Origin of the sequence: Streptomyces griseoviridis (assembly GCF_005222485.1) — a bacterium.
GTDB lineage: Bacteria > Actinomycetota > Actinomycetes > Streptomycetales > Streptomycetaceae > Streptomyces > Streptomyces hintoniae.
Window position 1 is genome coordinate 434,730 of the sequence record NZ_CP029078.1, and the last position, 22,532, is coordinate 457,261.

Annotated in this window: 24 protein-coding genes; 10 read left to right on the forward strand and 14 right to left on the reverse strand. The window is 72.8% G+C overall.

The genetic code is table 11. The features are described from left to right. Positions 1-215: 215 nt before the first annotated feature. Genes DDJ31_RS01740 through DDJ31_RS01765 form a run of 6 tightly spaced genes read right to left on the reverse strand, consistent with a single transcriptional unit; the run spans position 216 to position 6,322 of the window. Positions 216-1,091 (reverse strand): phosphogluconate dehydrogenase C-terminal domain-containing protein, encoded by an 876-nt coding sequence (locus DDJ31_RS01740; protein ID WP_127182082.1) that lies wholly within the window; start codon positions 1,089-1,091, stop codon positions 216-218. Further along, complete coding sequence (locus tag DDJ31_RS01745) at positions 1,092-1,898, reverse strand: sugar phosphate isomerase/epimerase family protein (RefSeq protein WP_127182081.1); 807 nt, start codon at positions 1,896-1,898, stop codon at positions 1,092-1,094. Then, positions 1,898-2,674, reverse strand: coding sequence for a triose-phosphate isomerase family protein (locus DDJ31_RS01750; RefSeq protein ID WP_127182080.1), 777 nt, complete (start codon positions 2,672-2,674; stop codon positions 1,898-1,900). The genes DDJ31_RS01745 and DDJ31_RS01750 overlap by 1 nt, the downstream gene beginning before the upstream one ends. Further along, a complete protein-coding gene (locus tag DDJ31_RS01755) occupies positions 2,674-3,207 on the reverse strand; it encodes a ribose-5-phosphate isomerase (RefSeq protein WP_240678317.1) in 534 nt (177 codons plus the stop codon). The genes DDJ31_RS01750 and DDJ31_RS01755 overlap by 1 nt, the downstream gene beginning before the upstream one ends. Continuing rightward, a complete protein-coding gene (locus tag DDJ31_RS01760) occupies positions 3,204-4,949 on the reverse strand; it encodes a dihydroxyacetone kinase family protein (protein ID WP_127182079.1) in 1,746 nt (581 codons plus the stop codon). The genes DDJ31_RS01755 and DDJ31_RS01760 overlap by 4 nt, the downstream gene beginning before the upstream one ends. Beyond that, the gene (locus tag DDJ31_RS01765; RefSeq protein WP_127182078.1) at positions 4,946-6,322 is read right to left on the reverse strand and encodes an MFS transporter; all 1,377 of its coding nucleotides are present in this window, start codon (positions 6,320-6,322) and stop codon (positions 4,946-4,948) included. Before DDJ31_RS01765 ends, DDJ31_RS01760 begins: the two co-directional genes overlap by 4 nt. Positions 6,323-6,558: 236 nt before the next feature. On the opposite strand from DDJ31_RS01765, the gene DDJ31_RS01770 reads away from it, so the two are divergent. Continuing rightward, complete coding sequence (locus tag DDJ31_RS01770; protein ID WP_127182077.1) at positions 6,559-7,320, forward strand: FadR/GntR family transcriptional regulator; 762 nt, start codon at positions 6,559-6,561, stop codon at positions 7,318-7,320. Positions 7,321-7,744: 424 nt separating this feature from the next. Continuing rightward, positions 7,745-8,575 carry an MHYT domain-containing protein gene (locus DDJ31_RS01775; protein ID WP_127182076.1) on the forward strand — a complete coding sequence of 277 codons (831 nt, stop codon included), beginning with the start codon at positions 7,745-7,747 and terminating at the stop codon, positions 8,573-8,575. Here the strand turns inward: DDJ31_RS01775 and DDJ31_RS01780 are convergent. Genes DDJ31_RS01780 through DDJ31_RS01800 form a run of 5 tightly spaced genes read right to left on the reverse strand, consistent with a single transcriptional unit; the run spans position 8,560 to position 12,313 of the window. Further along, a complete protein-coding gene (locus tag DDJ31_RS01780; RefSeq protein ID WP_127182075.1) occupies positions 8,560-9,501 on the reverse strand; it encodes a YihY/virulence factor BrkB family protein in 942 nt (313 codons plus the stop codon). The genes DDJ31_RS01775 and DDJ31_RS01780 overlap by 16 nt on opposite strands. Further along, positions 9,491-10,072 (reverse strand): hypothetical protein, encoded by a 582-nt coding sequence (locus DDJ31_RS01785; RefSeq protein ID WP_127182074.1) that lies wholly within the window; start codon positions 10,070-10,072, stop codon positions 9,491-9,493. Before DDJ31_RS01785 ends, DDJ31_RS01780 begins: the two co-directional genes overlap by 11 nt. After that, positions 10,072-11,571 carry a DUF6286 domain-containing protein gene (locus DDJ31_RS01790; protein WP_127182073.1) on the reverse strand — a complete coding sequence of 500 codons (1,500 nt, stop codon included), beginning with the start codon at positions 11,569-11,571 and terminating at the stop codon, positions 10,072-10,074. The genes DDJ31_RS01785 and DDJ31_RS01790 overlap by 1 nt, the downstream gene beginning before the upstream one ends. Beyond that, positions 11,568-11,753, reverse strand: coding sequence for a hypothetical protein (locus tag DDJ31_RS01795; RefSeq protein WP_127182072.1), 186 nt, complete (start codon positions 11,751-11,753; stop codon positions 11,568-11,570). The genes DDJ31_RS01790 and DDJ31_RS01795 overlap by 4 nt, the downstream gene beginning before the upstream one ends. Before the next feature lie 53 nt (positions 11,754-11,806). Further along, positions 11,807-12,313 (reverse strand): Asp23/Gls24 family envelope stress response protein, encoded by a 507-nt coding sequence (locus DDJ31_RS01800; RefSeq protein ID WP_127182071.1) that lies wholly within the window; start codon positions 12,311-12,313, stop codon positions 11,807-11,809. Between the two features lie 559 nt (positions 12,314-12,872). Between DDJ31_RS01800 and DDJ31_RS01805 the strand changes: the two genes are divergently transcribed. The 3 genes from DDJ31_RS01805 to DDJ31_RS01815 are packed head-to-tail and all read left to right on the forward strand — an operon-like array spanning position 12,873 to position 14,487. Beyond that, on the forward strand, positions 12,873-13,466 hold the full coding sequence (locus DDJ31_RS01805; protein ID WP_127182070.1) for an RNA polymerase sigma factor: 594 nt from the start codon (positions 12,873-12,875) through the stop codon (positions 13,464-13,466). Then, positions 13,463-14,143, forward strand: coding sequence for an Asp23/Gls24 family envelope stress response protein (locus DDJ31_RS01810; protein ID WP_127182069.1), 681 nt, complete (start codon positions 13,463-13,465; stop codon positions 14,141-14,143). The genes DDJ31_RS01805 and DDJ31_RS01810 overlap by 4 nt, the downstream gene beginning before the upstream one ends. Next, positions 14,140-14,487 (forward strand): hypothetical protein, encoded by a 348-nt coding sequence (locus DDJ31_RS01815; RefSeq protein WP_127182068.1) that lies wholly within the window; start codon positions 14,140-14,142, stop codon positions 14,485-14,487. Before DDJ31_RS01810 ends, DDJ31_RS01815 begins: the two co-directional genes overlap by 4 nt. A gap of 24 nt (positions 14,488-14,511) precedes the next feature. Here the strand turns inward: DDJ31_RS01815 and DDJ31_RS01820 are convergent, their stop codons facing one another. After that, positions 14,512-15,345: a helix-turn-helix domain-containing protein gene (locus DDJ31_RS01820; RefSeq protein ID WP_127182067.1), complete on the reverse strand. Its 834-nt coding sequence runs from the start codon at positions 15,343-15,345 to the stop codon at positions 14,512-14,514. A 293-nt stretch (positions 15,346-15,638) separates the two neighbouring features. Here DDJ31_RS01820 and DDJ31_RS01825 point away from each other — a divergent pair, with 293 nt between their 5' ends. The 5 genes from DDJ31_RS01825 to DDJ31_RS01845 are packed head-to-tail and all read left to right on the forward strand — an operon-like array spanning position 15,639 to position 21,046. Further along, complete coding sequence (locus tag DDJ31_RS01825) at positions 15,639-16,925, forward strand: NAD(P)/FAD-dependent oxidoreductase (RefSeq protein WP_127182066.1); 1,287 nt, start codon at positions 15,639-15,641, stop codon at positions 16,923-16,925. Continuing rightward, positions 16,922-17,653: a DUF1365 domain-containing protein gene (locus tag DDJ31_RS01830; protein ID WP_127182065.1), complete on the forward strand. Its 732-nt coding sequence runs from the start codon at positions 16,922-16,924 to the stop codon at positions 17,651-17,653. The genes DDJ31_RS01825 and DDJ31_RS01830 overlap by 4 nt, the downstream gene beginning before the upstream one ends. Then, positions 17,650-18,945, forward strand: a complete 1,296-nt coding sequence (locus tag DDJ31_RS01835) for an SAM-dependent methyltransferase (RefSeq protein WP_127182064.1) — start codon at positions 17,650-17,652, stop codon at positions 18,943-18,945. The genes DDJ31_RS01830 and DDJ31_RS01835 overlap by 4 nt, the downstream gene beginning before the upstream one ends. Further along, a complete protein-coding gene (locus DDJ31_RS01840; RefSeq protein WP_127182063.1) occupies positions 18,942-20,252 on the forward strand; it encodes an SAM-dependent methyltransferase in 1,311 nt (436 codons plus the stop codon). The genes DDJ31_RS01835 and DDJ31_RS01840 overlap by 4 nt, the downstream gene beginning before the upstream one ends. Then, entirely contained in the window at positions 20,249-21,046 is a 798-nt protein-coding gene (locus DDJ31_RS01845) for a DUF1295 domain-containing protein (protein ID WP_127182062.1), read from the forward strand. Before DDJ31_RS01840 ends, DDJ31_RS01845 begins: the two co-directional genes overlap by 4 nt. A gap of 60 nt (positions 21,047-21,106) precedes the next feature. Here the strand turns inward: DDJ31_RS01845 and DDJ31_RS01850 are convergent, their stop codons facing one another. Together DDJ31_RS01850 and DDJ31_RS01855 are read right to left on the reverse strand one after the other, a co-directional pair. Continuing rightward, on the reverse strand, positions 21,107-21,859 hold the full coding sequence (locus tag DDJ31_RS01850; RefSeq protein WP_127182061.1) for an anti-sigma factor: 753 nt from the start codon (positions 21,857-21,859) through the stop codon (positions 21,107-21,109). Beyond that, on the reverse strand, positions 21,856-22,440 hold the full coding sequence (locus DDJ31_RS01855) for a sigma-70 family RNA polymerase sigma factor (RefSeq protein ID WP_127182060.1): 585 nt from the start codon (positions 22,438-22,440) through the stop codon (positions 21,856-21,858). Before DDJ31_RS01855 ends, DDJ31_RS01850 begins: the two co-directional genes overlap by 4 nt. Between the last annotated feature and the right edge of the window lie 92 nt (positions 22,441-22,532).

Below are 22,532 nucleotides of genomic sequence, written 5' to 3' on the forward strand. Positions count from 1 at the left end.
CATCAGCCACAGGCTGAGGACATGTCAACACTTGACTTTGCCGTGCGACTTCACGTAGACGGCCGTCCGTCGAAATCCCCGCTCAACGGCCCGACAGGTAAAGAGAGATCCATGTCCGGCGGCCGGAACGAAATGAATGTTTGGAACTCCGTGCGGGCATTCAAAAGGGTCCGCGGTCGCCTCGGCGGCGGCCACGGACCCTCGATCGGATCGGATCAGCGCTTGATCTCCTTGATCTTGAGCATGCGCGTGATGACCTTGTCCAGCTCGTCGTCCTCGAAGACCTTCTTCCAGTCGTCGCGGACGATCGACTCACGGCCGTAGTCCATGGCGATCAGACAGGCGTCGGAGAACGGGTTGGAGCCCTTGAGGGTGTTGGCGAGGGCGACCTGGGTGTGGCCGAGGAGCATGGCGCGGGCCGCCTTCTCCGGGACGCCGACGGTGTGCACGGTCTCGTGCAGCGCCTCCGTCAGCAGGGCGCCGACCATGCAGGCGATGGTCTCGACGAGGGTCGGCTCCAGGACGGCGAGCTGCTTGACGGTGACCCAGTGGACGTCGACGACGGGCGCGTACATGACGCGGATGACGGCGTCGGCCAGCCGCTGCTTGGCGTCGTCGCCGCCCTCGTACGCGGCCACCACCTCCTGGGGCGCGGCGATGCCGCCGAAGGTGTCCTGCCACTCCTCCTGGGTGGTGCGCTCCAGGAACACCGACGGGTGGCAGGGGTGGGCGCACGCGTAGTGGACGTCGTCGCGGGCGAACAGCAGTCCGGCGTAGGCGGCGGCCGGGTCGAGGGTGAGGACGACGGCGCCCGGCTTCATCAGCGGGACGAGTTCCTCGGAGACCGCGCCGAGGACGATGTCCGGGACGGCGAGGATGACCACGTCGGCCTCGGCGGCGGCGGCCGCGGACTCGGTCAGCTCACGGCCGAGGCCCCGGATCAGCTCCTGGCCCTTCGGCGATGCCTCGCTGAACAGCACCCGGAAGTCGCTGTCGACGAGGTTGTTGGAGACACGCTGGCCCATCTTGCCTGCGGCCCCGATGACGGCGACGGTCGTGACGTCGACCTGGGTCTGGATCTCGGTGGCCATTCACTCGCTCCTCAGAAGGGTGTCGATGCTGTGCTGCGTCCACTGGTGTTCGAGCCGGGCGGTGGTGTCGAAGCCGTCGTCCTGCCATGGGAGCCAGTGCTCCACGATCTGGTTGATGTCGCGGCCGGGCCGCGCCTCGCGGACCGCGGCGACCATGCCGGCGTGGTCGAGGAGGCCCTCGCCGAGCGGGCAGCCGGCGTAGGTGAAGCCGACCCAGCCGTCGCGGCGGGTGAAGGAGAAGTCCTTGACGTGGATGTTGACCACGTGGGGCGCGGTCGCGGCCACCACGTCCACCGGGCGTTCCAGGCGGGCGACGCTGTTGCCGGGGTCCAGGACCACGCCGAGGTGCTCGCTGTCGACGCCGCGCACGACAGCCAGCAGGTCGTCGGTCGACACCTGCTCGTACGTCTCGAGACCGAGCGTCACACCGGCGTCGGCGAAGGCGGGCACCGTCTCCTTCAGGAGCGCGGTCGCCTCGTCGGCGGTGGGCCGGTGGTCGGCGGTGTTGAGCATGGAGCGGACCAGGGTGACGCCCAGCGCGCCCGCGATGTCCAGGTATCCGCGCAGGTGGTCGGGGCGGACGCCCCGGGTGCCCAGCTCCAGGCGCAGGCCCAGGTCGTGCGCGGTGGCGCGGACGTCGGCCAGCCGGGCCGCGTCGTAGGACTCGATGGGCGGGTAGTCGCAGATCTGGAAGACCCGGCCGCCGAGTTCGGCGGTGTCGCGCAGCATGTCGGTCAGGGACAGCGGGCGCGGGGCGCGCGCGGAGATCCGCCAGAAGTAGGCGTAGGTGCTGATGCCGTGGGCCATCACGCCACCGCCGCGGGGGTGCGGATCTCGTCGAGGATCGCCTCGACGTTGGCCGGGTCGTGGGCGAAGCGGCCGAGGAAGAGTCCGTCGGCGCGGCCCGCGAGCCGGGTCAGCAGACCGGGCCCCGCGCTGCCGCCGTAGATGACGGCGGAGTCGGGGTGCCGCTCGGACCGGGCGTCGAGCCAGCCGCGCAGCGCGTCGCAGACGGCGGTGATGTGGTCGGCCGAGGCGGGCTCGGGGGCGCCGATGGCCCACTGCGGCTCGTAGGCGAGGACGACGGTGCCCGTCAGGCCCTGGAGCAGCCGGGCCGCCTCGTCGACGGTGCGGCGCGCGGCCTGCTCGGGGGTGCCCCGGTCGCGTTCGCCGACGCAGAGCACGGGGGTGAGCCCGTTGCGCAGGGCGGCGGCGGTCTTGGCGGCCACGACGGTGTCGCCCTCGCCGTACAGCCGGCGGCGTTCGGCGTGGCCGACCTCGGCGTAGTGGCAGCCGATCTCCCGCAGGAGCGGGCCGCCGACCTCGCCGGTGTAGGGGCCGGTGTCCTCGGTGGCGAGGTCCTGGGCGCCGACTTGGACGCCGAACGGTGTGAGGATGCCGGCCGCCGGGACGAGCGCGGGGAAGGCGGGCAGCGCGAACAGGCGGGCGGCGCCCGAGGTGACGGCCGGGTGCGTGCGGGCCAGTTCGGCGATCCGGCGGGCCCAGTTGAGGGTCTGGTGGTGGCCGAAGTACATCTTGAGGCTCACCCCCAGCAGGACCGGGCGGGGTGCGGGTACCGGCATCAGGCCGCCGCCTCGCCGGCCCCGGCGGTGGCGTTCCCTGTGCCCGTCGGGTCTGTCGTGTCCGCCGCGTCCGTCGCGTTTTCGTAGACGCTCATCAGCCGCACCTTCTCGGCGGAGGCCGAGGTCTCGTCGAAGCGGTAGGTGAGCCATTCGGCGGCGAGCCTGCGGGCGAGTTCCAGGCCTACGACGCGCTGGCCGAAAGTCAGGACCTGCGCGTTGTTGGAGAGGATCGCCCGCTCGACGGAGAAGGAGTCGTGGGCGGTGACGGCGCGGACGCCCTTGACCTTGTTGGCGGCGATGGCCACCCCGAGTCCGGTGCCGCAGACCAGCAGGGCGCGGTCGGCCTCGCCACGGGCGACCATCTCGGCGGCGGCGATGGCGACCGTCGGGTAGGCGGTGTGCCCGTCGGCGTCGACGCCGACGTCGGTGACCTCGGCGACGAGGGCGCTGCCCTGGAGGTCGCGCTTGAGGGCTTCCTTGTACTGGTGGCCGGCGTCGTCGGACCCGACGACGATGCGGAGCTTGTCGGTCATATCGCTTCCCCAATGTGGTCGTTCAGCACGCCGTGGACGGCGCGGGTGATGAGGGAGAGGGAGTGGGCGCCCGCGTCGGGGGTGCCGAGGGACTTCTCGGCGTGCGGGCGGGCGCGGCCCTTGCGGGGCAGCAGGTCGGCGGTGGCCGCCGCGGCGGCCTCGGCGGCGCCCGCGGCCCGGTCCCAGGCGGCGGCGAGCGGCACGCCTTCGGCGGTGGCCGCGGCGAGGGTGTCGGCGAACGGGACGAGGACGTCGACCATCGTCTTGTCGCCGACCTCGGCGCCGCCGAGCCTGCGGACCGCCGCGGACGCCTGCCGGACGCCGTCGGCGACCCGGGCGGCGGTGGGTGCGTCCTCGTCGCCGAGGGTGGTGCCGACCGCGCGCAGCATGCTGCCCCACAGGGCGCCTGAGGTGCCGCCCGCCTTGTCGGCCCAGGCGTCGGCGGCCCGCACCAGGACGGTCCCGGCACCGGCGCCGAGGGCGTGCGTGTCGACGGCGGCGCGGCGGGCGGCGGTGGAGCCGCGCTGCATGCCGATGCCGTGGTCGCCGTCCCCGGCGACGGCGTCGATCCGGCCGAGTTCGCCGACGTGCGCGTCGACCGTCGCGGCCAGGGCGTCCAGGACGTCGAGGACGACGGCGGCGGCCCGCCGGGAGGCGTCGGAGCCCTCGGGCGCCGCCAGGTCGTCGGTCTCCTCGGCGATCACGGGTTCCGCGCGGACGGGCTCGGGGGTGCCGAGGGCGCCCTTGCGGAAGGCGGGGGTGTCGGCCGGAGCGCGCCACAGCGCCTCCAGGTCGTCGTCGAGCCAGGTCAGGGTGAGGGAGATGCCCGCCATGTCGAAGCTGGTGACGAGTTCGCCGACCTCCGGGTCGACGATCTCCACACCGGCGTCGGTGAGGAGTTCGGCGACCGTGCGGTAGACGACGAACAGCTCCTCGTACTTGACCGAGCCGAGTCCGTTGAGGATCACCGCGGCGCGCTGCCGGTCAGGGCCCTCGACGTCGTCGGGGAGTTCCGCGAGCAGCGAGGTGACCAGCAGCCGGGCCGCCTCGTCTGCGGTGGGCAGGGGCTCCTCGCCGATGCCGGGCTCGCCGTGGATGCCGAGGCCGACGGCCATCCGCGCCTGCGCAACGGTGAACAGCGGATGGTCGGCGCCCGGCAGGGTGCAGCCGGAGAAGGCGATGCCGAAGGAGCGGGTGCGGGCGTTGGCGCGCTCCGCGACCGCCAGGACGTCGTCCAGCGGCAGGCCACGCTCGGCCGCGGCAGCGGCCGCCTTGAAGACGGGCAGGTCGCCGGCTATCCCGCGCCTCTTGGCGGTCTCCTCGGGGCCCGCGCTGGAGATGTCGTCGGTGACGGCGAAGGTGCGGGCCTCGACGCCCTCGCCGGTGAGGCGTTCGGCGGCCTGCCCGAAGTGCAGGACGTCACCGGCGTAGTTGCCGTACATCAACAGCACGCCGGCCCCGCCGTGGGCTGCGCGGGCGACCGAGCGGATCTGCTGGGCGGAGGGCGAGGCGAAGACGTTGCCGACAGCCGCGCCGTGCGCGAGGCCGCGCCCCACCAGGCCAGAGAAGGCCGGGTAGTGGCCCGAGCCGCCGCCGATCACCACGGCGACCTGGCCGGCCGGGGTGGCGCCGGCGCGCACCACGCCTCCGGTGACCGGGCGGACCCAGCGCCGGTGGGCGGCGACGAAGCCGTCGAGGGCCTCGTCGGCGAAGGCGGTGGGGTCGTTGAACAGGCGGGTCATCGAAGGGCCTCCATGGGCTCCTGGTCGGTTCCGGAGGCCGGGTCGGCGGTGCGGTTGCGGGCGGAGAGCCAGATCATCAGGACGGCCGACATGAGCATGAAGAAGCCGACCAGGTAGAGCGGTACGTAGTAGGCGCCCGTCCAGTCCTTGAGCCAGCCGGTGATGTAGCCGGCCGCGAACCCGGCGATGTTGCCCGCGGTGTTGATGAGGGCGATGCCGGCCGCGGCGGCGGCACCGGTCAGGAACCGGGAGGGCACCGACCAGAAGACCGGCAGGGCGGCGAAGATCGAACAGGCGGTGACGGTGATGACGGCGATCGTGGCGGCCGGCGAGCCCATGGAGAGGGCCAGCGGGATGCTGACGCCGCCGACCACGGCGGGGCCCGCCACGTGCCAGGTCCGGGTGCCGTGCCGGGTGGCGTGCCGGGTCCAGAAGAAGAGGACGACGGCCGCGGGCAGGTACGGGATGGCGGTGATCCAGGCCTTGTCCATCACGCTGAACGTGGTGTCGTACTGGTCCTGGAAGCCGTTGATGATCGTCGGCAGGAAGAACGCCAGCGCGTAGAGGCCGTAGACGAAGCCGAAGTAGACGAGAGCGAGGACCCAGACCCGGCCGCTGCCGAACGCGGTCCTCAGGTCGCCCTTGGCGTGCTGGTCGCGGGTGTCGTCGTGGCCGACCTTGCGGGCGTTCTCGGTGGCCAGCGCGTCCGTCAGCCAGTCGCGCTCGTCGGGGGTGAGCCACTTGGCGTCGGCGGGCTTGTCGATCAGGTAGAACCAGGCGATGACGCCGAGCAGGATCGCGGGGATCGACACGAAGAGGAACATCAGCCGCCACCCCTCGAGGCCGAACAGCCCGTGGTGGCCGATCAGCCAGCCGGCCAGCGGGGCGCCGAGGACCGTGGTGAGGGGCTGGGCCAGATAGAACAGGCCGAGGATCTTGGTGCGGTGGCGGGAGGGCACCCACTGGCTCAGGAAGAGGATGGCGCCGGGGAAGAACCCGGCCTCGGCGACGCCGAGCAGGAAGCGCAGGGTGTACAGCTGGCCGCTGCTGTCCACCCAGGTGAACAGGAGCGAGACGATGCCCCAGGTCACCATGATCCGGGCCAGCCAGCGGCGGGCTCCGAACCGGTGCAGGGCCATGTTGCTGGGAACCTCGAGCACGATGTAGCCGAGGAAGAAGATCCCGGACGCGAAGCCGAACTGCGCCGCGGTGAGGGCGAGATCCGCGCCCATTCCGTTCGGCTCGGCGAACGAGACCGCCGTTCGGTCCAGGTAGTTCACGAAGAACATCAGTGCCACGAACGGAACGAGGCGGACTGAGACCTTCTTGATGGCAGTTCTCTCGACTGCCGCGACAGGCGCGTCGGCACCCATGGGCGACTCCTCGGCTCGCCCGGACAGCTCCGTCCGGGTTGGGTCACACCGTCGGCTCGCCGCGGGGCGCGGCCGACCGGATCTCTTTCACGCTATGCCTCCACCTCAAATTGGTCACCAATTTACCAGTGTGGCGACGATCATAGATCGAGACACGTCCCGACTCTTGACAAATCGGACCCCTGGGACTGTTGAACTGCCTGGTCAGTCGGTCGCAGAGGGCATCTGGTTGACTGGTGACCGTGACCAGTCAGCCCGATCAGCACTCCGACGGAACCGCCCCCGACCTCGCGCGGCTCCTGCGTCCCGTGGTGCGCGAGTCCAACGTCAGCGAGGTCGCGAAGCGGCTGCTCGACCATCTGTCGGCCGGCGACATCCGCCCCGGCACCCGGCTGCCGGCCGAGCGGCAGCTCGCCGAGGCGCTCGGCGTGGCGCGCTCCAGCGTGCGCGGCGCACTGTCGGCCCTCGACGTCCTCGGCATCATCGAGATCCGCCCCGGCTCCGGCTCCTACGTGCGCGAGGGCACCTCCGAGTTCCTGCCCCGGGCGATCAACTGGGGGCTGATGCTCGGCCAGCGCCGCACCCAGGACCTGGTCGAGGTGCGGACCTACATGGAGGGCGTGTCGGCGCGACTGGCCGCCGAGCGCGCCACCGACACGGATGTGACCCTCCTCGAAGGGCATCTGCGGCACATGCGGGAAGCGGGCGGCGACGTGAGCGCGTTCATCGACGCGGACATCGCCTTCCACCTGGAGTGCGCCCGGATCGCCCGCAACTCCGTGCTCAGCGACATCCTGCACAGCATCCGCGCGCTGCTCCAGGTGTGGATGGAGCGGGTCAGCGACATCGAGGGGACCGTGAGCGGCACCCTCTGCGAGCACGACGCGGTGCTGCGGGCGATCCGCGAGCGCGACCCGGAGGCGGCGGACCGGGCCATGGCGGAACACATGCGGATGGCGAGCGCCCGCCTGCGCGCCTCGGTGGACGCCGGCACGTAGCCCCTCCGCCCCTCCCTCCGCACCTGCCCGCTCCGGGCGTTCCGGCCTGACGTGACGTCATGCCGGTTGCCCGGAGCGGGCTTTGCCGTCTCCGGCCGCCTCACCGCGAACGGGCCCCGCCCCGCCCGGCGAACGCAACTCCCCTCCCCCGCGTCCACGCCCAGGCCCGGCACCGGCGTCGGCGGCGAGGTCTCGATTCGAAGAATGGGCGATCACATCGGGAGATAACGTGAAGCACATATGTTTAACTTGCGCTCAACTCAGCCAAGTGGCCTGAACCCACCCTTTGTTCCCCTGTCGTGACCACACTCGGGACCCTCGTGCGCCCCGGCACACTTTCGGGCCGGACCAGGCCCGCCGCTCGCTCACCCCACCCAGGTGTCCCTGCTCCGTCTGCCGTCCCCGCTCCAGAAGGGCCCCGTCCATGACCGCCACCGTCTCGAACTTCTACTACGGCGCCGTGACGCCTGTCGCGGCCTACCTGATGGCCTGCCTGGGCGCCGCGCTGGGACTCAGATGCACGGTCAGGTCGCTCCGCAACTCCCGGCGAAGAAGCGGCTGGCTGGCGCTCGGCGCCGTCTCGATCGGCTGCGGCATCTGGACCATGCACTTCATCGCCATGATCGGCTTCAGCGTCCAGGGCGCGCTGGTCAGCTACGACCCGCTGATCACCGTGGCCAGCCTGGTCGTCGCCATCGCCGTCGTGGCCGTCGGCATCTTCCTCGTCGGCTACCGGGGCACCTCCCCGCTCAACCTCGGTGTGGCGGGCACCGTCACCGGGCTCGGCGTCGCCGCCATGCACTACCTCGGCATGACCGCGATGGACGCGCACGGCACCCTCAGCTACGACGCGGTGGGCGTGGGCCTGTCCATCCTGATCGCCGTGGTCGCGGCGACGGCGGCCCTCTGGGCGGCCGTCTCGGTACGCGGGCTGGGGGCGAGCCTCGTCGCCAGCCTCGTCATGGGCGTCGCCGTGACCGGCATGCACTACACCGGCATGACCGCCGTCTCCGTGCACCTCACCGGCAACGTCAGCGGCTCGCAGTCGTCCACCAGCCTGATGGCGTTCCTGCTGGTGATGCTCGCGGGCCCGCTCGCGGTGCTGCTGGTGGCCGCCGTCATCGTGATGTTCGACCCCGACATGATGCTCGGCACCGAGGACCCCGACGGGGCCGGCGCCCGGCACGAGGACGCCACCGGCGGCCTCCCCGCCCAGCAGTCCGGCGCGGCTCCGAGGTCCTACACCTCCTGGTGAACCGCCCCCGCTTCGCCCCTCCTCACGGCCGGCTCCTTGTCGAGTTCGGCCGTGAACTGCGCCCCGGCCAGCAGCGCGAGGTTGGACAGCCACAGCCAGATCAGGAAGACGACGACGCCCGCGAGCGATCCGTAGAGCCTGCTGTAGGTGCTCAGGGCCGAGGCGTAGACGGCGAAACCGGCGGAGACGGTCATCCACAGGCCCGCGGCCAGGGCCCCGCCCGGCAGACTGTGGCTGCGCCGCCTCGCCGACGGCGGACCGGTGTGGAAGAGGATCACCACGAGCAGCGCCACCAGGCACATCAGCAACGGCCAGCGCAGCAGGTTCCACCCCCAGGCGGCGATCGCGTCGAGCCCGACGAACCGGCCCACGGCCTCCGCGACGGGCCCGGTCAGCAGCAGCACCAGCGCGCTGACGAACAGCAGCCCCAGCAGGACGACCGCGGTGAGCACGATCCGGTGCGCCTTGCGCCACGGTGAGCGCTGGTCGGCCACGTCGTGCATCCGGTGCAGGGCCCTGCGGAACACCGCGAGATAGCTGGAGGCGGACCACAGGGCGCTCGCGGTGCCGACGCACAGCAGCGTCCAGGCCGCGCCGCTGTCCCGCAAGGTGCGGGCCAGCACGTCGTGCAGCTCGGACCCGGACTGGCCGGGCGAGTAGGCGCTGACGTGGGTGATGAAGTTCTCCGCCGTGTCCGGGCTGATCAGGCTGAACGAGATGACCGTGACCAGCAGCGCGGGCAGCACCGCGAGGATCGCGTAGTAGGTGAGGGCGGCGGCGTAGTCGGAGACGTCGTCGCGCCACATCGACACCGGGGTGCGGCGCAGGGCCTGGCCCCACATGGTGGGCGTCCACCAGGGCGACCGGCTCCGCGCGAAGGCGCGGATGCCGGTGCGGACGGGGGCCGAGGGCTGTTCAGCGGACATGTGTCCTTCGGTGCGGGACGGAGGAGAAGCGGACGTGGGTACGGACGTCATAGGGGGTGACGGCCTGTTCGGTCTGGGCGCCGAGCGCGGCGAGGGCGGGCAGGACGGCGGCGGGCGTGACATCGGGACGGAGCCAGACCCGCATCCGGATCCGCAGCTTCCGCCGTCCCCCGAGGACCCGGGTGCGGCAGCGGGCGACACCGTCCACGGTGACGGCCCGCTGGGTGACGGCGTCCTCCAGGGCCCGGGTCCGCAGGGTGCTGCCCGGCGCGGCCAGCGGCAGCAGCGGGCGGAACCCGCCGTGCGACTGACGGACCGACCAGAGCGCGAACAGGACGGTGGCGGCGATCGCGCCCACCATCACGGTGGGCGTCCACCAGCTCTCCAGACGCAGATCGGCGAGGCGGTGGCGGTCCACGAAGACGGTGTGCGGGCCCGGCACGGGCCACCAGGACGGCAGGCGCCCGGCCAGCGGGGTGCGCGGTGCTGTCGCCCAGAGGCCGACGAGCAGACAGGCCACCCCGGTGAGGGCGAGCACGGCCCGGTTGAGAACGGAGCGCAACGGAAACATCAGCGGGACGCTCCTTCCGGGTCCGAGCCGTTCGGGTCGGAGGTGATGTGCGGGCGGTCGTGAGTAGCTTGCGGGCGGTCGGGGGCGAGGTGCGGGTCATCGGGGGTGAGGTGCGGGCGGTCGGTGTCCGTCTGCGGGTGATCGGAGGCGGGGGCGGGGGGACTGTGGGGACTGGCCAGACGGTCAGGGATGGTGGAGCTGGGGTCGGAGTCAGGGGTGGGGACGAGGGCGGAGCCGGGGCGCCGGTGGCCGGGGACGGTGGGCGGGTGCCCGGGGGCGGTGGGCCGGGGGTCGGTGGGCTGGGGGTCGGTGGGTGTCTCCCGCGCCGTCGCGGGACCGCTTCCCCGGTTTCCGGAATCGCTTCCCCGGTTTGCGGGATAGATGCCCTGGTCGGCGCCCTTCTTGTCGAGGTCGATCGTCGGTGTCCTGTCCGGGTCGACCGTGGGTGTCCTGTCCAGGTCCGCCGTGAGGGTCCTGTCCGGGTCGATCTTCGCCCCTTCGAGATCCGGGGGCCTACTGTCGGCGTCCGGGGACCTCTTGTCGAGGTCGGCCGAGGGTAGCGGTCCGGCCGGTGCCGTTGCGTCGTCCCAGACCGGCTCGGGACGGACCGTGACCCGCAGACGCGGGGTACGGCGCAGGTCGCATCCTTCCAGCACTCGGCGGGCCGCGTCCCGCACCGCGCTCCGCGCCCGGTCGCGGTCACCGAAGGCCAGACCTGCCCGGACGGTGACCCGGCGCCGTCCGGCCCTGACCCGCACCGGGCCGATCCCGTCGGTGTCGCGCACCGCGTCCTCGACGAGCGAGGCGAGCGCGGACCGGTCAACGGCCGTGACCAGGCGCGGAGATCCGGAGGTGACGGTGAGCAGACCACGCCGGCCGGGCGTGACGGCCAGCACGATGAGCACCACCCCGAGCAGCGCGACCGCCACGGCGCCGACCGTACTCGCGGTGGCCGAGGGACCGTGCCGGGACAGCCAGTCCAGAGTGGCGGTGCGCCAGGCGGCGGGCGGACGGTGCCCGGTGTGCACGAGGACCAGATCGAAGGCCAGGGCTCCGCAGGCGATCGCGGCCGACAGGGTGAGCAGCGCCATCGGTAGCCGCCGTTGGGACCACCACCGCAGCGGTGTGCGTCCGGTGGACCCGGCCGGGGTGTTCTCGGCCGGGGTGTCCTCGGCCAACGGGGTGTCCGCGGACGGGCTCTCCGCGCGGGCGGGGGTGAGGGAGGTGACGCCGATGTGCGGCGCCCGGAGGTCGAGGCCGGTCAACTGCGCGGTGCGGCGGGCGACATGGTCCTGGACCCGGCGGGCCGTGTCGGCCAGCGGCGCCGGGTAGGGAAGCGGCACCTCGACAGCGACCTCGGCCCGGCGCCCGCGCACGGTCGCCGAACCCTTCGTCGCGCCGGCGGTGCCGGGCAGGGCCTCCGTCGCGGCGCGCTCGGCGATTCTGCGGACGGCCTTGTCGGAGACGGTGGTGGTGCCCCGCTGGGCCGCCGTGGTCATCGACGGCTCCGCTCGTAGGCGTCCCGCAGGTCCTGGACCCGGCCGCCGCCGTCAAGCCAGTGCCCGGCCGCCCAGCCGAGCCCGCCCAGCGCGGCCACGAGCAGGAAGGCACCGAACCCTCCGAAGAAACCGGCGAAGGCCAGGGCCATCCCCGCGACCATCCCGACGAACGACCTGCTCACTGCGTGCTCCTCTGTGACGGCTGACGGCCTCGACAGCGTGGACGGCGGACGCTCTACTCCACGCGCGAGTCGGCCGACGACGGCTCGTCGTCCTCCTCGGGCAGGTGCACGTCGTTCACCGTGACGTTGACCTCGACGACCTCCAGGCCGGTGACCCGCTCCACCGCCGAGATCACGTTCTCCCGCACGTCACGGGCGACGTCGGTGATCGGCACGCCGTACTCGACGACCAGGTCCAGGTCGATGGCGGTCTGACGCTCGCCGACCTCGACCTTCACGCCGCGTCCGACGTTGGGACGGCCGCCGGGGACGCGGTCGCGGACGGCGCCGATGGTGCGCGAGAGGCCGCCGCCCATGTCGTACACGCCGGGGATCTCGCGGGCCGCGATGCCCGCCACCTTCACCACGACGACATCGGCGATGGATGTCCTGCCCCGGTTGGCGGCCGGCTGGTCCGAGCCCGCGACTCCGCTGGACACCGCGGTGGTGGTCTGCGTTCCCCTGGCACCCGACTGCGGGAGGGAGGAGGTCTTGGCCGCGGGCACCGTCTGCGTGGTCATGGCATGTCCTTCTTTCTGCCTTGCCGGGAGTTGCTCTCAACACGTCAGACCCGCCCCGCCGGCATCTGTGACGCGTCTACCCGAAAAACTTCAGAAACTTCGCCCGCCCATGGCCACGGACACAGCCACAGCTCCGGCTCCGGCTCCGGCTCCGGCTCCGGCTCCGGCTCCGAGTCAGGCTGGCTCCGACTCTGGCTCTGGCTCCGCTCCGACTCCGAGTCGGGCTGGCTCTGGCTCTGGCTCTGGCTCTGGCTCCGACTCCGAGTCTGGCTGGCTGGCTGGCTGGCTGGCTGGCTGGCTGGCTGGCTCAGGCTCCCCTCCCTCTCGGCTCACCGCCTTCTCGACCCACCGGCTCCCCCCTTCCCTCACCCCCAACTGCCCCAGGCCCGCCGCGATCGGTGCCTATCCTCGGGGTCCGTCGAGCACAGTGCGTCTGACCCGTGCGGCAGGTCGCCGCGTCCGTCCGGTGCCCGTCCCCCGAAAGTGGTGCGTAACAAGCGCGGCGTCCGCCGTGTCCAACACGCAGGGACCGGATGGACCGGACGAGAGGAGCCACCCAGTGGCGGGGGCCCGCAGAGAGACCGCACCACCGGACACGAGCGGCGAGGTCGGCGAGACCGACGACGCGCTGCTCGCGGTCCGGGCAGCGGAAGGGGACGAGGACGCGTTCGCCGTCCTGGTGCAACGGCACGCCCCAGCGTTGATCCGGCTCGCCACCCGGCTGCTCGACACCCGGACCGAAGCGGAGGACGCCGTGCAGGACGCGTTCATCAGTGCCTGGCGGCGGCTGCCTGAGTTCCACGGCCGCTCCGCGTTCGGCACCTGGATGTACCGGATCGTGACCAACCGCTGTCTGAACATCCTGCGGGCGCGCAGACCCGTCTCCCCGCTGGAGGCCGCAAGGGATGTCGCGGCCCCCGACCACTCGGCCTCACCGTCCCGGATCACCGAGGCGCGCGGCGCGGTGCGGGAGCTGCGCGCCGCGCTCGACGACCTCTCCCCCGAGCAGCGCGCCTGCTGGGTGCTCAGAGAATGGGACGGACAGTCCTACGAATTCATCGCGGACGCGGTCGGCATCAGCCAGGAGGCTGTGCGCGCCCGTGTCTTCCGTGCACGACGCAGCCTGACTCAAGCACTGGGGGCCTGGCGATGACCGCTCACACCGATCCGCCCGACCACGCGGCCGGCGGCGACGACGAACAGCTCCCGTGCGGGCGGCTGCTCTCCCAGGTCTGGGAGTCCTGGGAGACCGGGGCCGACGACCCGCATCTGCGGAGCTGTCCGCACTGCCGGCAGGCCGTGGCCGAGTTGGAGGAGCTGGAGTCCGTGGTGCGGGCGCTCCCCGAGGAACCGGTGGAGCGGTACAAGGACGAGCTGACGTCGCTGACCCAGCGGGTCATGGACGTCGTCCGGCTCGAACTGCGACCCGGCCGCCCGCTGCCGCTGGGCGAGCCGGCCGAGGATCTGTGGATCATGGAGTCGGTGGCCGCGAGGTCGCTGCGCGCGGCGGCGGAGAGCGTGCCTGGCGTGCGGGCCGGTTCGTGCCGTCTGCTCCCCCGTCCGGACGGTGCCCCGGCCCTCGCGCCCGGCGTCTTCGAGGTCACCTCGCCGGACGCCGTCGGGCCGGTCGCCGTCCGGCTCGACATCCACGCACCCGCCGACGCCTCCCTCCCCGATCTCGCGGAGCGAGTGCGGCTGCGGGTCCTGGAGACCGCCGACCGACAGCTGGGCATGGACATAGTGGCCGTGGACATCCGGATCACCGACCTCCTCGAACCGGCGGCCGACAACGCAGACAACGCCGACAACCGGGAAGGGCGTGACCGATGACCCGGTACACCGCGCACGCGACGCTCACCGAGGAGATCGCCCGAGCCGTGGTGGAGGTGCCTGGGGTGGCCTTCCTCAAGCCGGGCCTGAGCGGGCTGGTGCGCTCCACCCTGGCCAGGGGCGAGCGGGGCACGGGGGCGGCCACTCCGGGCGGGGTCCGGCTGACCCGGTCAGGGGACGGTGAGCCGTGGCGCGTCGAGATCCATCTCGTGGCGCTGCGGCACTCCCGGACCGTGGACGTGGCGCGGGCCACCCGGAGCGCGGTCGAGGAGCGCATGGCCGCGCTGTTCCCGGCGGAGGCGGCGGGGGCGCGGGTCAGCGTGACCGTCACCGGCCTGGTCTGACCCGGCTCCCCCTCCCCCCTCGGCTCACACGTGCGGCGGTGGCGCGCTGGCCATGAGGTGCAGGACGACGGTCCAGACGCCCACCGCGGCGGCCGTCACCCGCAGTCGCCGACGCCGTGCCGCCGAGACCGGGTCCGGCCCCGGAGTCACCGACCGGCCGACGGGCGCCGGCGCCCGGCCGCGCAGCACGGCGGCCGGGCGATGGACCGTCGGGGCGGGCTTGACGGTCTCGACGGGCTCGACGGGCTCGACGGGCTCGACGGTAACCGCGGGCGACGCGGTCACCGCGAGCGGCGCACAGGGCGCCCTCCGCACCTGGCGCACTCCCCCGGCGGACCGCACCTCGGGCAGCGGCGCCGCCCCGAGACCCTGGGCACCCGCGCGCGGCCGACTGTCCTGGCGCGCGAGCACCCCGGTCTCCCGCCCGATCCCGACCCTCGCCCCGATCCCGACCCTCGCCCCAGTCCCGCCCACCCCGATATCGCACGCCTTCCGGATGCCACTCACCTTCGCGACACCGCTCGCACCGGCACCACCCGAGGTCCCGCTCGCCGCGCGGTTCCGCTCACGGTCGTCGGCACCACCACCACCGCCACCAGCACCAGCACCAGCACCAGCACCAGCACCAGCAGCTAGCAAGCCCTGGGCCAGGCCGCTGAGGAAAGCCGCGTAGCCCGCTCTGCGCACTCCGGTCGGGGTGGTGCGGCCGGTCTCCCAGGAGCGCACGGTCGTCGCGGTCACCCCGAACGCCTCGGCGACCTGCTGTTCGGTGAGATGCCAGGCGCGGCGCAGCCGGGCCCGCTCGGCCGGACCGGGCAGAGGAGCGCGGGCGTCCCGGCGCCGCGGGTGGGACGGCATGGGCTGCTGAGCAGGAGCGCGCGTGGGCTGCTGAGGAGTGCGCGTGGGCGGTCGCGCGGGGGACGGCATGGGGGCCTGGGACAGCGTGTGGATCGTCATGACCGTATGACAACCGGAAAGCACGTTCTGTGATCAGCCCTAGCCGAATGCACCCGTATGCCGTAAACAGCGCAAACCAATCCCTAACGATTCAACGGGCCGCTGGTTTCAGGAAGATCGGCCTTGGGCCAATCCGGCGAGGCGGCAGCTTCGGATTACGGGCGAGTCAGGGGTCCGCGACAGGAGGAGAAGCGATGTCAGACGCGCCACGGGGTGGAGCGGAGCGGCGGCGGACGGCCGTCGTGGGCAGCGGGGTCGCGGGACTGACCGCCGCGTACATCCTCGGCCGCGCCCACCACGTCACCCTGTACGAGGCCGACGACCGGCTCGGGGGCCACGCCCACACGCACACCCTGACCTCGCGCGACGGCACCACCCACCGGGTCGACTCCGGGTTCATCGTGCACAACCGCCGCACCTACCCGCACCTGCTGCGCCTCTTCGAGGAACTCGGCGTCGCCACGCAGGAGTCGGAGATGAGCATGTCGGTGCGGTGCGAGGGGTGCGGCCTCGAGTACGCCGGAGCCCATGGCCTCGCCGGTCTCTTCGCCCGCCCCCGCAACGCGCTGCGCGGCCCCTATCTGCGGATGCTCGTCGAGGTGCCCGCGTTCCACCGCGCGGCCCGCCGGCTGCTCGCGCGGGACGGCGAATCGGGTTGCACACTGGGCGACTTCCTGGACCGGGAAGGCTTCTCGCCCTACTTCCGGGCCCACTTCATGACCCCGCTGGTCTCCGCGGTCTGGTCCTGCGACGCGGAGACCGCCCAACGCTACCCGGCCGCCTACCTGTTCCGGTTCCTCGACCACCACGGGATGCTCTCCGTCACCGGCGCCCCCACCTGGCGCACCGTGACCGGCGGTTCGCACGCCTACGTCGACCGGGTGGCCGAGCGGATCGACTCGGTACGCCTCTCCGCGCCGGTGCGGGCGCTGCGCCGGCACCCGGACGGCGTCGAGATCACCGAGCGGGACGGCACCACCCGCGCGTACGACTCCGTCGTCGTCGCCGTCCACCCCGACCAGGCCCTCGGGCTGCTGGCCGACGCCACCCCGCGGGAGAAGGACGTGCTTGGCGCGTTCCGCTACTCGCGCAACACCACCCTGCTGCACACCGACACCGCGCTGCTGCCGCGCTCCCGGGGCGCTCGCGCCTCCTGGAACTACCTGATGCCCTCCTGTGCGACCGGCGCCGAACAGGTGCGGGTCAGCTACGACATGAACCGGCTCCAGCGGTTCGACGCGCCCGAGACGTTCGTGGTCACGCTGGGCGGGGAGGACCGGGTCGACCCGGAGCGGGTGCTGGCCCGGATGGTGTACGAACACCCCGTCTACACGCCGGAGTCGGTCGCCGCGCAGGCCGGGCTCCCGGAGCTGAACACCGCCAGGACCGTCTACGCGGGCGCCTACCACGGCTGGGGTTTCCACGAGGACGGCTGCCGGTCGGGCGTGACGGCCGCCGCGGCGCTGGGGGTGCGCTGGTGACCGCCGGGCCCGCCCTCTACCGCTGTGCGATCAGCCATGTGCGCACCGCGCCGGTCCGGCACGCGCTGCGCCACCGCACCTACATGTGGCTCGTCGACCCCGACCGGCCGCCCGAACTCCCGCGCGCGCTCAGGTCCCTGGCCCGTTTCGACGCCCGCGACCACTTCGACGGGGACCGTCAGACGATCCGCGCCGGCCTCGACGCCTTCCTCGCCGCGCACGGCGTGGACCTTCAGGGCGGGCCGGTGCTGATGCTGACCCACGCGCGGGTCTTCGGGTACGTCTTCAACCCGCTGACCCTCTACTGGTGCCACGGCCCCGACGGCGCCCCGCGCTGCGTGGTCGCCGAGGTCCACAACACCTACGGCGAACGGCACTCCTATCTGCTGCGTCCGGACGCCTCCGGGCAGGCGACGGTGGCCAAGGAGTTCTACGTCTCGCCGTTCTTCCCGGTCGACGGCCGGTACCGGATGCGGCTGCCCGAGCCCGCCGAACGCCTCGACCTCACCGTGCACCTGGAGCGGGACGGCGGACGTCCGTTCACCGCGACCGTGCGGGGCGCCCGCCGCGCCGCCTCGCCCGGCACACTCCTGCGGCTCGCCCTGCGTCACCCCTGGTCGACCCTCGCCGTGTCCGCCGCCATCCGGCTGCACGGTGTCCGCCTGTTCCTGCGCCGGCTGCCCGTCCAGCCCCGGCCCGTTCACCAGAACCCGGAGAAAGTGTCATGACGACCGCCGAACCCCGTTCCGCCGTCCGGCCGTCGGTCCCGGCCCCGCGCACCTCGCCGGTGGACCGGGGCCGTTGGCCGGACGTGGCCGCGCCGCCGAAGGCGTCGTCGGCCCGGACCGCCGTCACCACCGCGATCCTGCGCCGCACCTTCGACCGGCTGCCGCTGCGGGTGCGGTTCGCGGGCGGCGCCACCGCCGGGCTCGGCGGGCCGGTCCTCGACATCCACGACCCCAAGGCGTTCCACGCCAGGATCGGCGGCCAGGGGCTGATCGGTTTCGGCGAGTCGTACATGGCGGGCGAGTGGGACGCGCCCGATCTGGTGGGTGTCCTGACCGTCCTCGCGGGGAACGCGGCGCGTCTGATCCCGGCGCCGCTGCAGCGGCTGCGCCGGCTGTGGGCGCTGCGGCAGCCAGGCGCCCAGCGCAACACCCCCGACGGCGCCCGCGACAACATCAGCCGCCACTACGACCTCTCCAACGACCTGTTCGCGCTCTTCCTCGACGACACCCTCAGCTACTCGTCGGCGGTCTTCCGCGGTTTCCCCGCGGACTGGGACCTGCTGGCCGCCGCACAGCACCGCAAGATCGACCGGCTGCTCGACCTGGCCGAGGTCGGGGAGGGCAGCGAGGTCCTGGAGATCGGCACCGGCTGGGGTGAACTCGCGGTCCGGGCCGCCGCCCGCGGCGCCCGCGTCACCTCGCTCACCCTCTCCCAGGAGCAGCGCGCCCTCGCTCTGGAGCGGGTCGCCGCGGCCGGACTCGGCGACCGGGTCAGCGTCGAGCTGTGCGACTACCGGGAATCCACGGGCCGTTACGACGCGGTCGTCAGCGTGGAGATGATCGAGGCGGTCGGTGCCGAGTTCTGGGCGGAGTACTTCCGCACGATCGAGGCGCGGCTGGTGCCGGGCGGGCGGGCCGTGCTCCAGGCCATCACGATGCCGCACGACCGGATGGTGGCCAGCCGCGACACCTTCACCTGGATCCAGAAGTACATCTTCCCCGGCGGGCTGCTGCCGTCCGTCGAGGCGGTCGACGAGACGGTCAGGGAGCACACCGGGCTGCGCACGGCCCGCAGGGACGGCTACGGCGGGCACTACGCCGAGACGCTGCGGCTGTGGCGCGAGCGCTTCACCGAGCGCGCCGACGAGGTGGACGCCCTCGGCTTCGACGAGACCTTCCGCCGCATGTGGACCTTCTATCTCGCCTACTCCGAGGCCGGGTTCCGCTCCGGATACCTCGATGTGCAGCAGTACCTGTTCACCCTGGAGAACGAGGAGCACTCCGCGCGATGAGCCCCACCCGAACCGTCAGGACCGGTGCCGCCCAGCGGCTCGCCGCGCTCGTCGGGACCGCGCTCGGCGGTCCCCTCCCGGTGCGGCTGCGCGCCTGGGACGGCAGCGAGGCGGGCCCGCCCGAGGGGCCCGTGGTCGTGGTGCGCTCCCGGCGCGCGCTGCGCCGGCTGCTGTGGCAGCCCGGTGAACTGGGCCTGGCGCAGGCGTACGTCACCGGCGAGATCGACGTGGAGGGTGACCTCGCCGAGGGGTTGCGCACCCTCTGGTCCGCCGCCCGTGAGCAGCGTCTGCACGCTCCCGCACCGGGCGTCGCTGATCTGGCGCGGGCCGCCGGGACCGCCGTCCTGCTCGGGGCGGCGGGACCGCGGCCCGCGGCGCCCGCCTCGCAGGCGCGGCTGCGCGGCGGTCTGCACACCAAGGCGCGGGACCGGGCCGCCGTCCGTCACCACTACGACCTGTCCAACGCCTTCTACCGGCTGCTGCTGGACGAGACGATGGCGTACTCGTGCGGCTACTGGGCCGGTGAAGGGCCGGAGTTCTCGGCGGCCGACGCGCAGCGCGCCAAACTGGAGCTGATCTGCCGGAAGCTGGCGCTGGCGCCCGGGTCCCGGCTGCTCGACATCGGCTGCGGCTGGGGCTCGCTCACGCTGTACGCGGCCGAGCGGCACAAGGTGCGGGTGACGGCCGTGACGCTGGCCGGTGAGCAGGCGGCGCACGTGCGCGAGCAGGTCGCCGAGCGCGGACTCGGGGAGCTGGTGGAGGTGGTGTGCCAGGACTACCGGGACATCGCGGGCGGCGGCTACGACGCGGTGTCGTCGGTCGAGATGGGCGAGCACGTCGGGGACGCGCAGTATCCGGCGTTCGCGGGGGCCCTGCACCGGCTGGTGCGGCCGCTGGGCCGGGTGCTGGTGCAGCAGATGGCGCGCGGGTCGAACGCGCCGGGCGGCGGGGCGTTCATCGAGGCGTACATCGCGCCCGACATGCACATGCGCCCGGTCGGCGAGACGGTGGGTCTGCTGGAGGGCGCGGGGCTCGAGGTGCGGGCGGTGGAGTCGATGCGCGAGCACTATGTGCGGACGGTCGAGGCGTGGCACCGCACGCTGGAGGAGCGCTGGGACGACGTCGTCGCGCTCGTCGGCGAGGAGACCGCGCGGGTGTGGCGGCTGTATCTGGTGGGCGGGGCACTGGCGTTCGAGGAGCGGCGGATGGGGGTCGACCAGATCCTGTGCGTACGGCCCGCGCCCGGCGGCGGCAGCGGTATGCCGGCGACACCTGAGGACTGGTACGCGGGGCTGGAGCGGCTGTGAGCGGATTCGGCTGGGAGGCGTTCGCGGAGGGGCTCGGCTGGGCCGCGGTCGCCGCGGGCGCCGTCATGCTGGTGACGTTCGCCGTCGCCCTGCGGCTGGGTGTGCACCGGGTGGTGGACGTCGCGTGGGGGGCCGCGTTCGCGATGGTCGCCGTGGTGAGCTGCGCGGTGTCGGCCGGCTCGGGGGACCCCGTGCGCCGGTACCTGGTGACGGCGCTGACGGTGGTGTGGGGGCTGCGGCTCGCCGTGCACATCGCCCGGCGCGGCGCCGGGCACGGTGAGGACCCGCGGTACGAGCGGATGCTCGCGAGGGCGCCCGGCAACCGGAACCTGTACGCGCTGCGGATGGTCTATCTCCTCCAGGGCGCCCTGGTGTGGCTGGTGTCGCTGCCCGTGCAGGCCGCGCAGTACGTCGCGGGCCCGGTGAGCGCGTTCGCCTGGGCCGGTACCGCGCTGGTGCTGTTCGGTGTGGCCTTCGAGGGCGTCGGGGACGCGCAGTTGGCGCGGTTCAAGGCGGATCCCGCGCACCGGGGAAAGATCATGGACCGGGGGTTGTGGAGCTGGACCCGGCACCCGAACTACTTCGGTGACTTCTGTGTCTGGTGGGGTCTGTTCCTGTTCGTCTGCGACTCCTGGCAGGCCGCCGCGGTGACGGTCGTGTCGCCGCTGGTGATGAGCTGTCTGCTGATCTGGGGCAGTGGGAAGCGGCTGCTGGAGCGGCACATGGCGGAGCGTCCCGGGTACGCCGCGTACGCGGCCCGCACCAGCGGCTTCTTCCCCCGCCCGCCGAAGTGAGGGACCGGAGCAATCGCCTGTGGTGGTACGAGGACGCGGCTCCGGTGGAGCCGCGTCCTGTCACGCGGGGAAGTCCATCAGGGCGATCGGCGCGCTGGTGGGCTGCTTCGAACCGCCCGCGGGCTCGACGGTGATGCCCATCCCGGAGGCGCCGTCGACGGCGCCGTCGAGGAGCACGGTCTGGTCGCCCGCGCCGGGTTTCATCAGACCGGCGGACCGCATCGTCCCGGCGTCGTCGAACCAGAGTTGGTAGACCTTCCCGGACGGCGGACGCGCCATCCCGGAGACCACGAAGACGGCCTTGTCCCGGCTGTGCGAGACGACGACCGCGCCGGTCGCGCCGTCGGCGAGGGTCGCGGCCCTGGTCCTGGCGTCGGGTGCGGAGAGCACGGAGGTGACGGTGTCCGCGGCCTGTTCGGCTCGGGTGGCCCGGCCGAGGGCGTCCTCGGCCCTCTGGTGCTGCCAGATCGTCGTACCGCCGAAGGCGGCGGCGGCCGCGAAGCAGGCCGCCAGCGCCCACCGGGACAGCGCGCGGTTGCGTGAGGCGGTGGTGGCGGTGCGGGTGGCGACCGGGCCGCCGGGTGACTCCTGGCGGACGGTGGTGATGCTGCGCAGCACCTGTTCGCGCAGGGCGGGGCGCGGCGTCTCGGTGACGGCGAGGCCGAGCCGGGCGGCCGTGGCGGTCAGCTCGGCGGTCTCCTGGGCGCAGCCCTCGCAGTCCCCGAGGTGGCGTTCGAAGGCGGCGCGCTCGTCGTCGGAGAGCGCGTCCACGGCGTAGGCGCCGGTCAGAAGGTGCAGATCGGCCGTGATCACGCGGTCACCCCCAGGCAGTCGCGGAGCCGGATGAGTCCGTCCCGCAGTCGGGTCTTGACGGTTCCGAGCGGCAGCGCCAGCGCCTCGGCGACCTCGCGGTAGGTCAGCCCCCGGTAGTAGGCGAGGGTCACGGCCTGGCTCTGGAGTTCGGTGAGGGTGCGCAGACAGCGGCGCACCTGTTCGCGTTCGAGGCGGGCCTCGACCTGTTCGGTGACCTCGTCGAACTCGGGGGTCCTGGCGAGCAGTGCCGCCTTGTGGTCGCGGGCGGCGGACGCCTCGACGGACCGCACCCGGTCGACCGCGCGGCGGTGGCCGAGGGTGAGGATCCAGTTCATGGCCGTTCCCCGGTCGGCTCGGAAGCGCGGGGCGGTGCGCCACACCTCCACCAGAACCTCCTGGGTGACCTCCTCCGACTGCGCCCGGTCGCGCAGCACGGCGCGGACGACGCCGAGGACGGGTCCGGCGACGATGTCGTACACCGAGGCGAACGCCTTCTCGTCGCCGAGGGCGACCAGGCCGACCAATTCCTCCAGGTCCGGTTCCGTCGAGGGGTTTGCGCCGATATAAACGGCTTCTTTCACGGGGTCCTCCGTGGTCGGGACAGCTCCGGACGTAATCCGATCCTGATCAGGCTTCGGATTGGTCGTTTCGTGGAGTGATCCGGGGCGACACT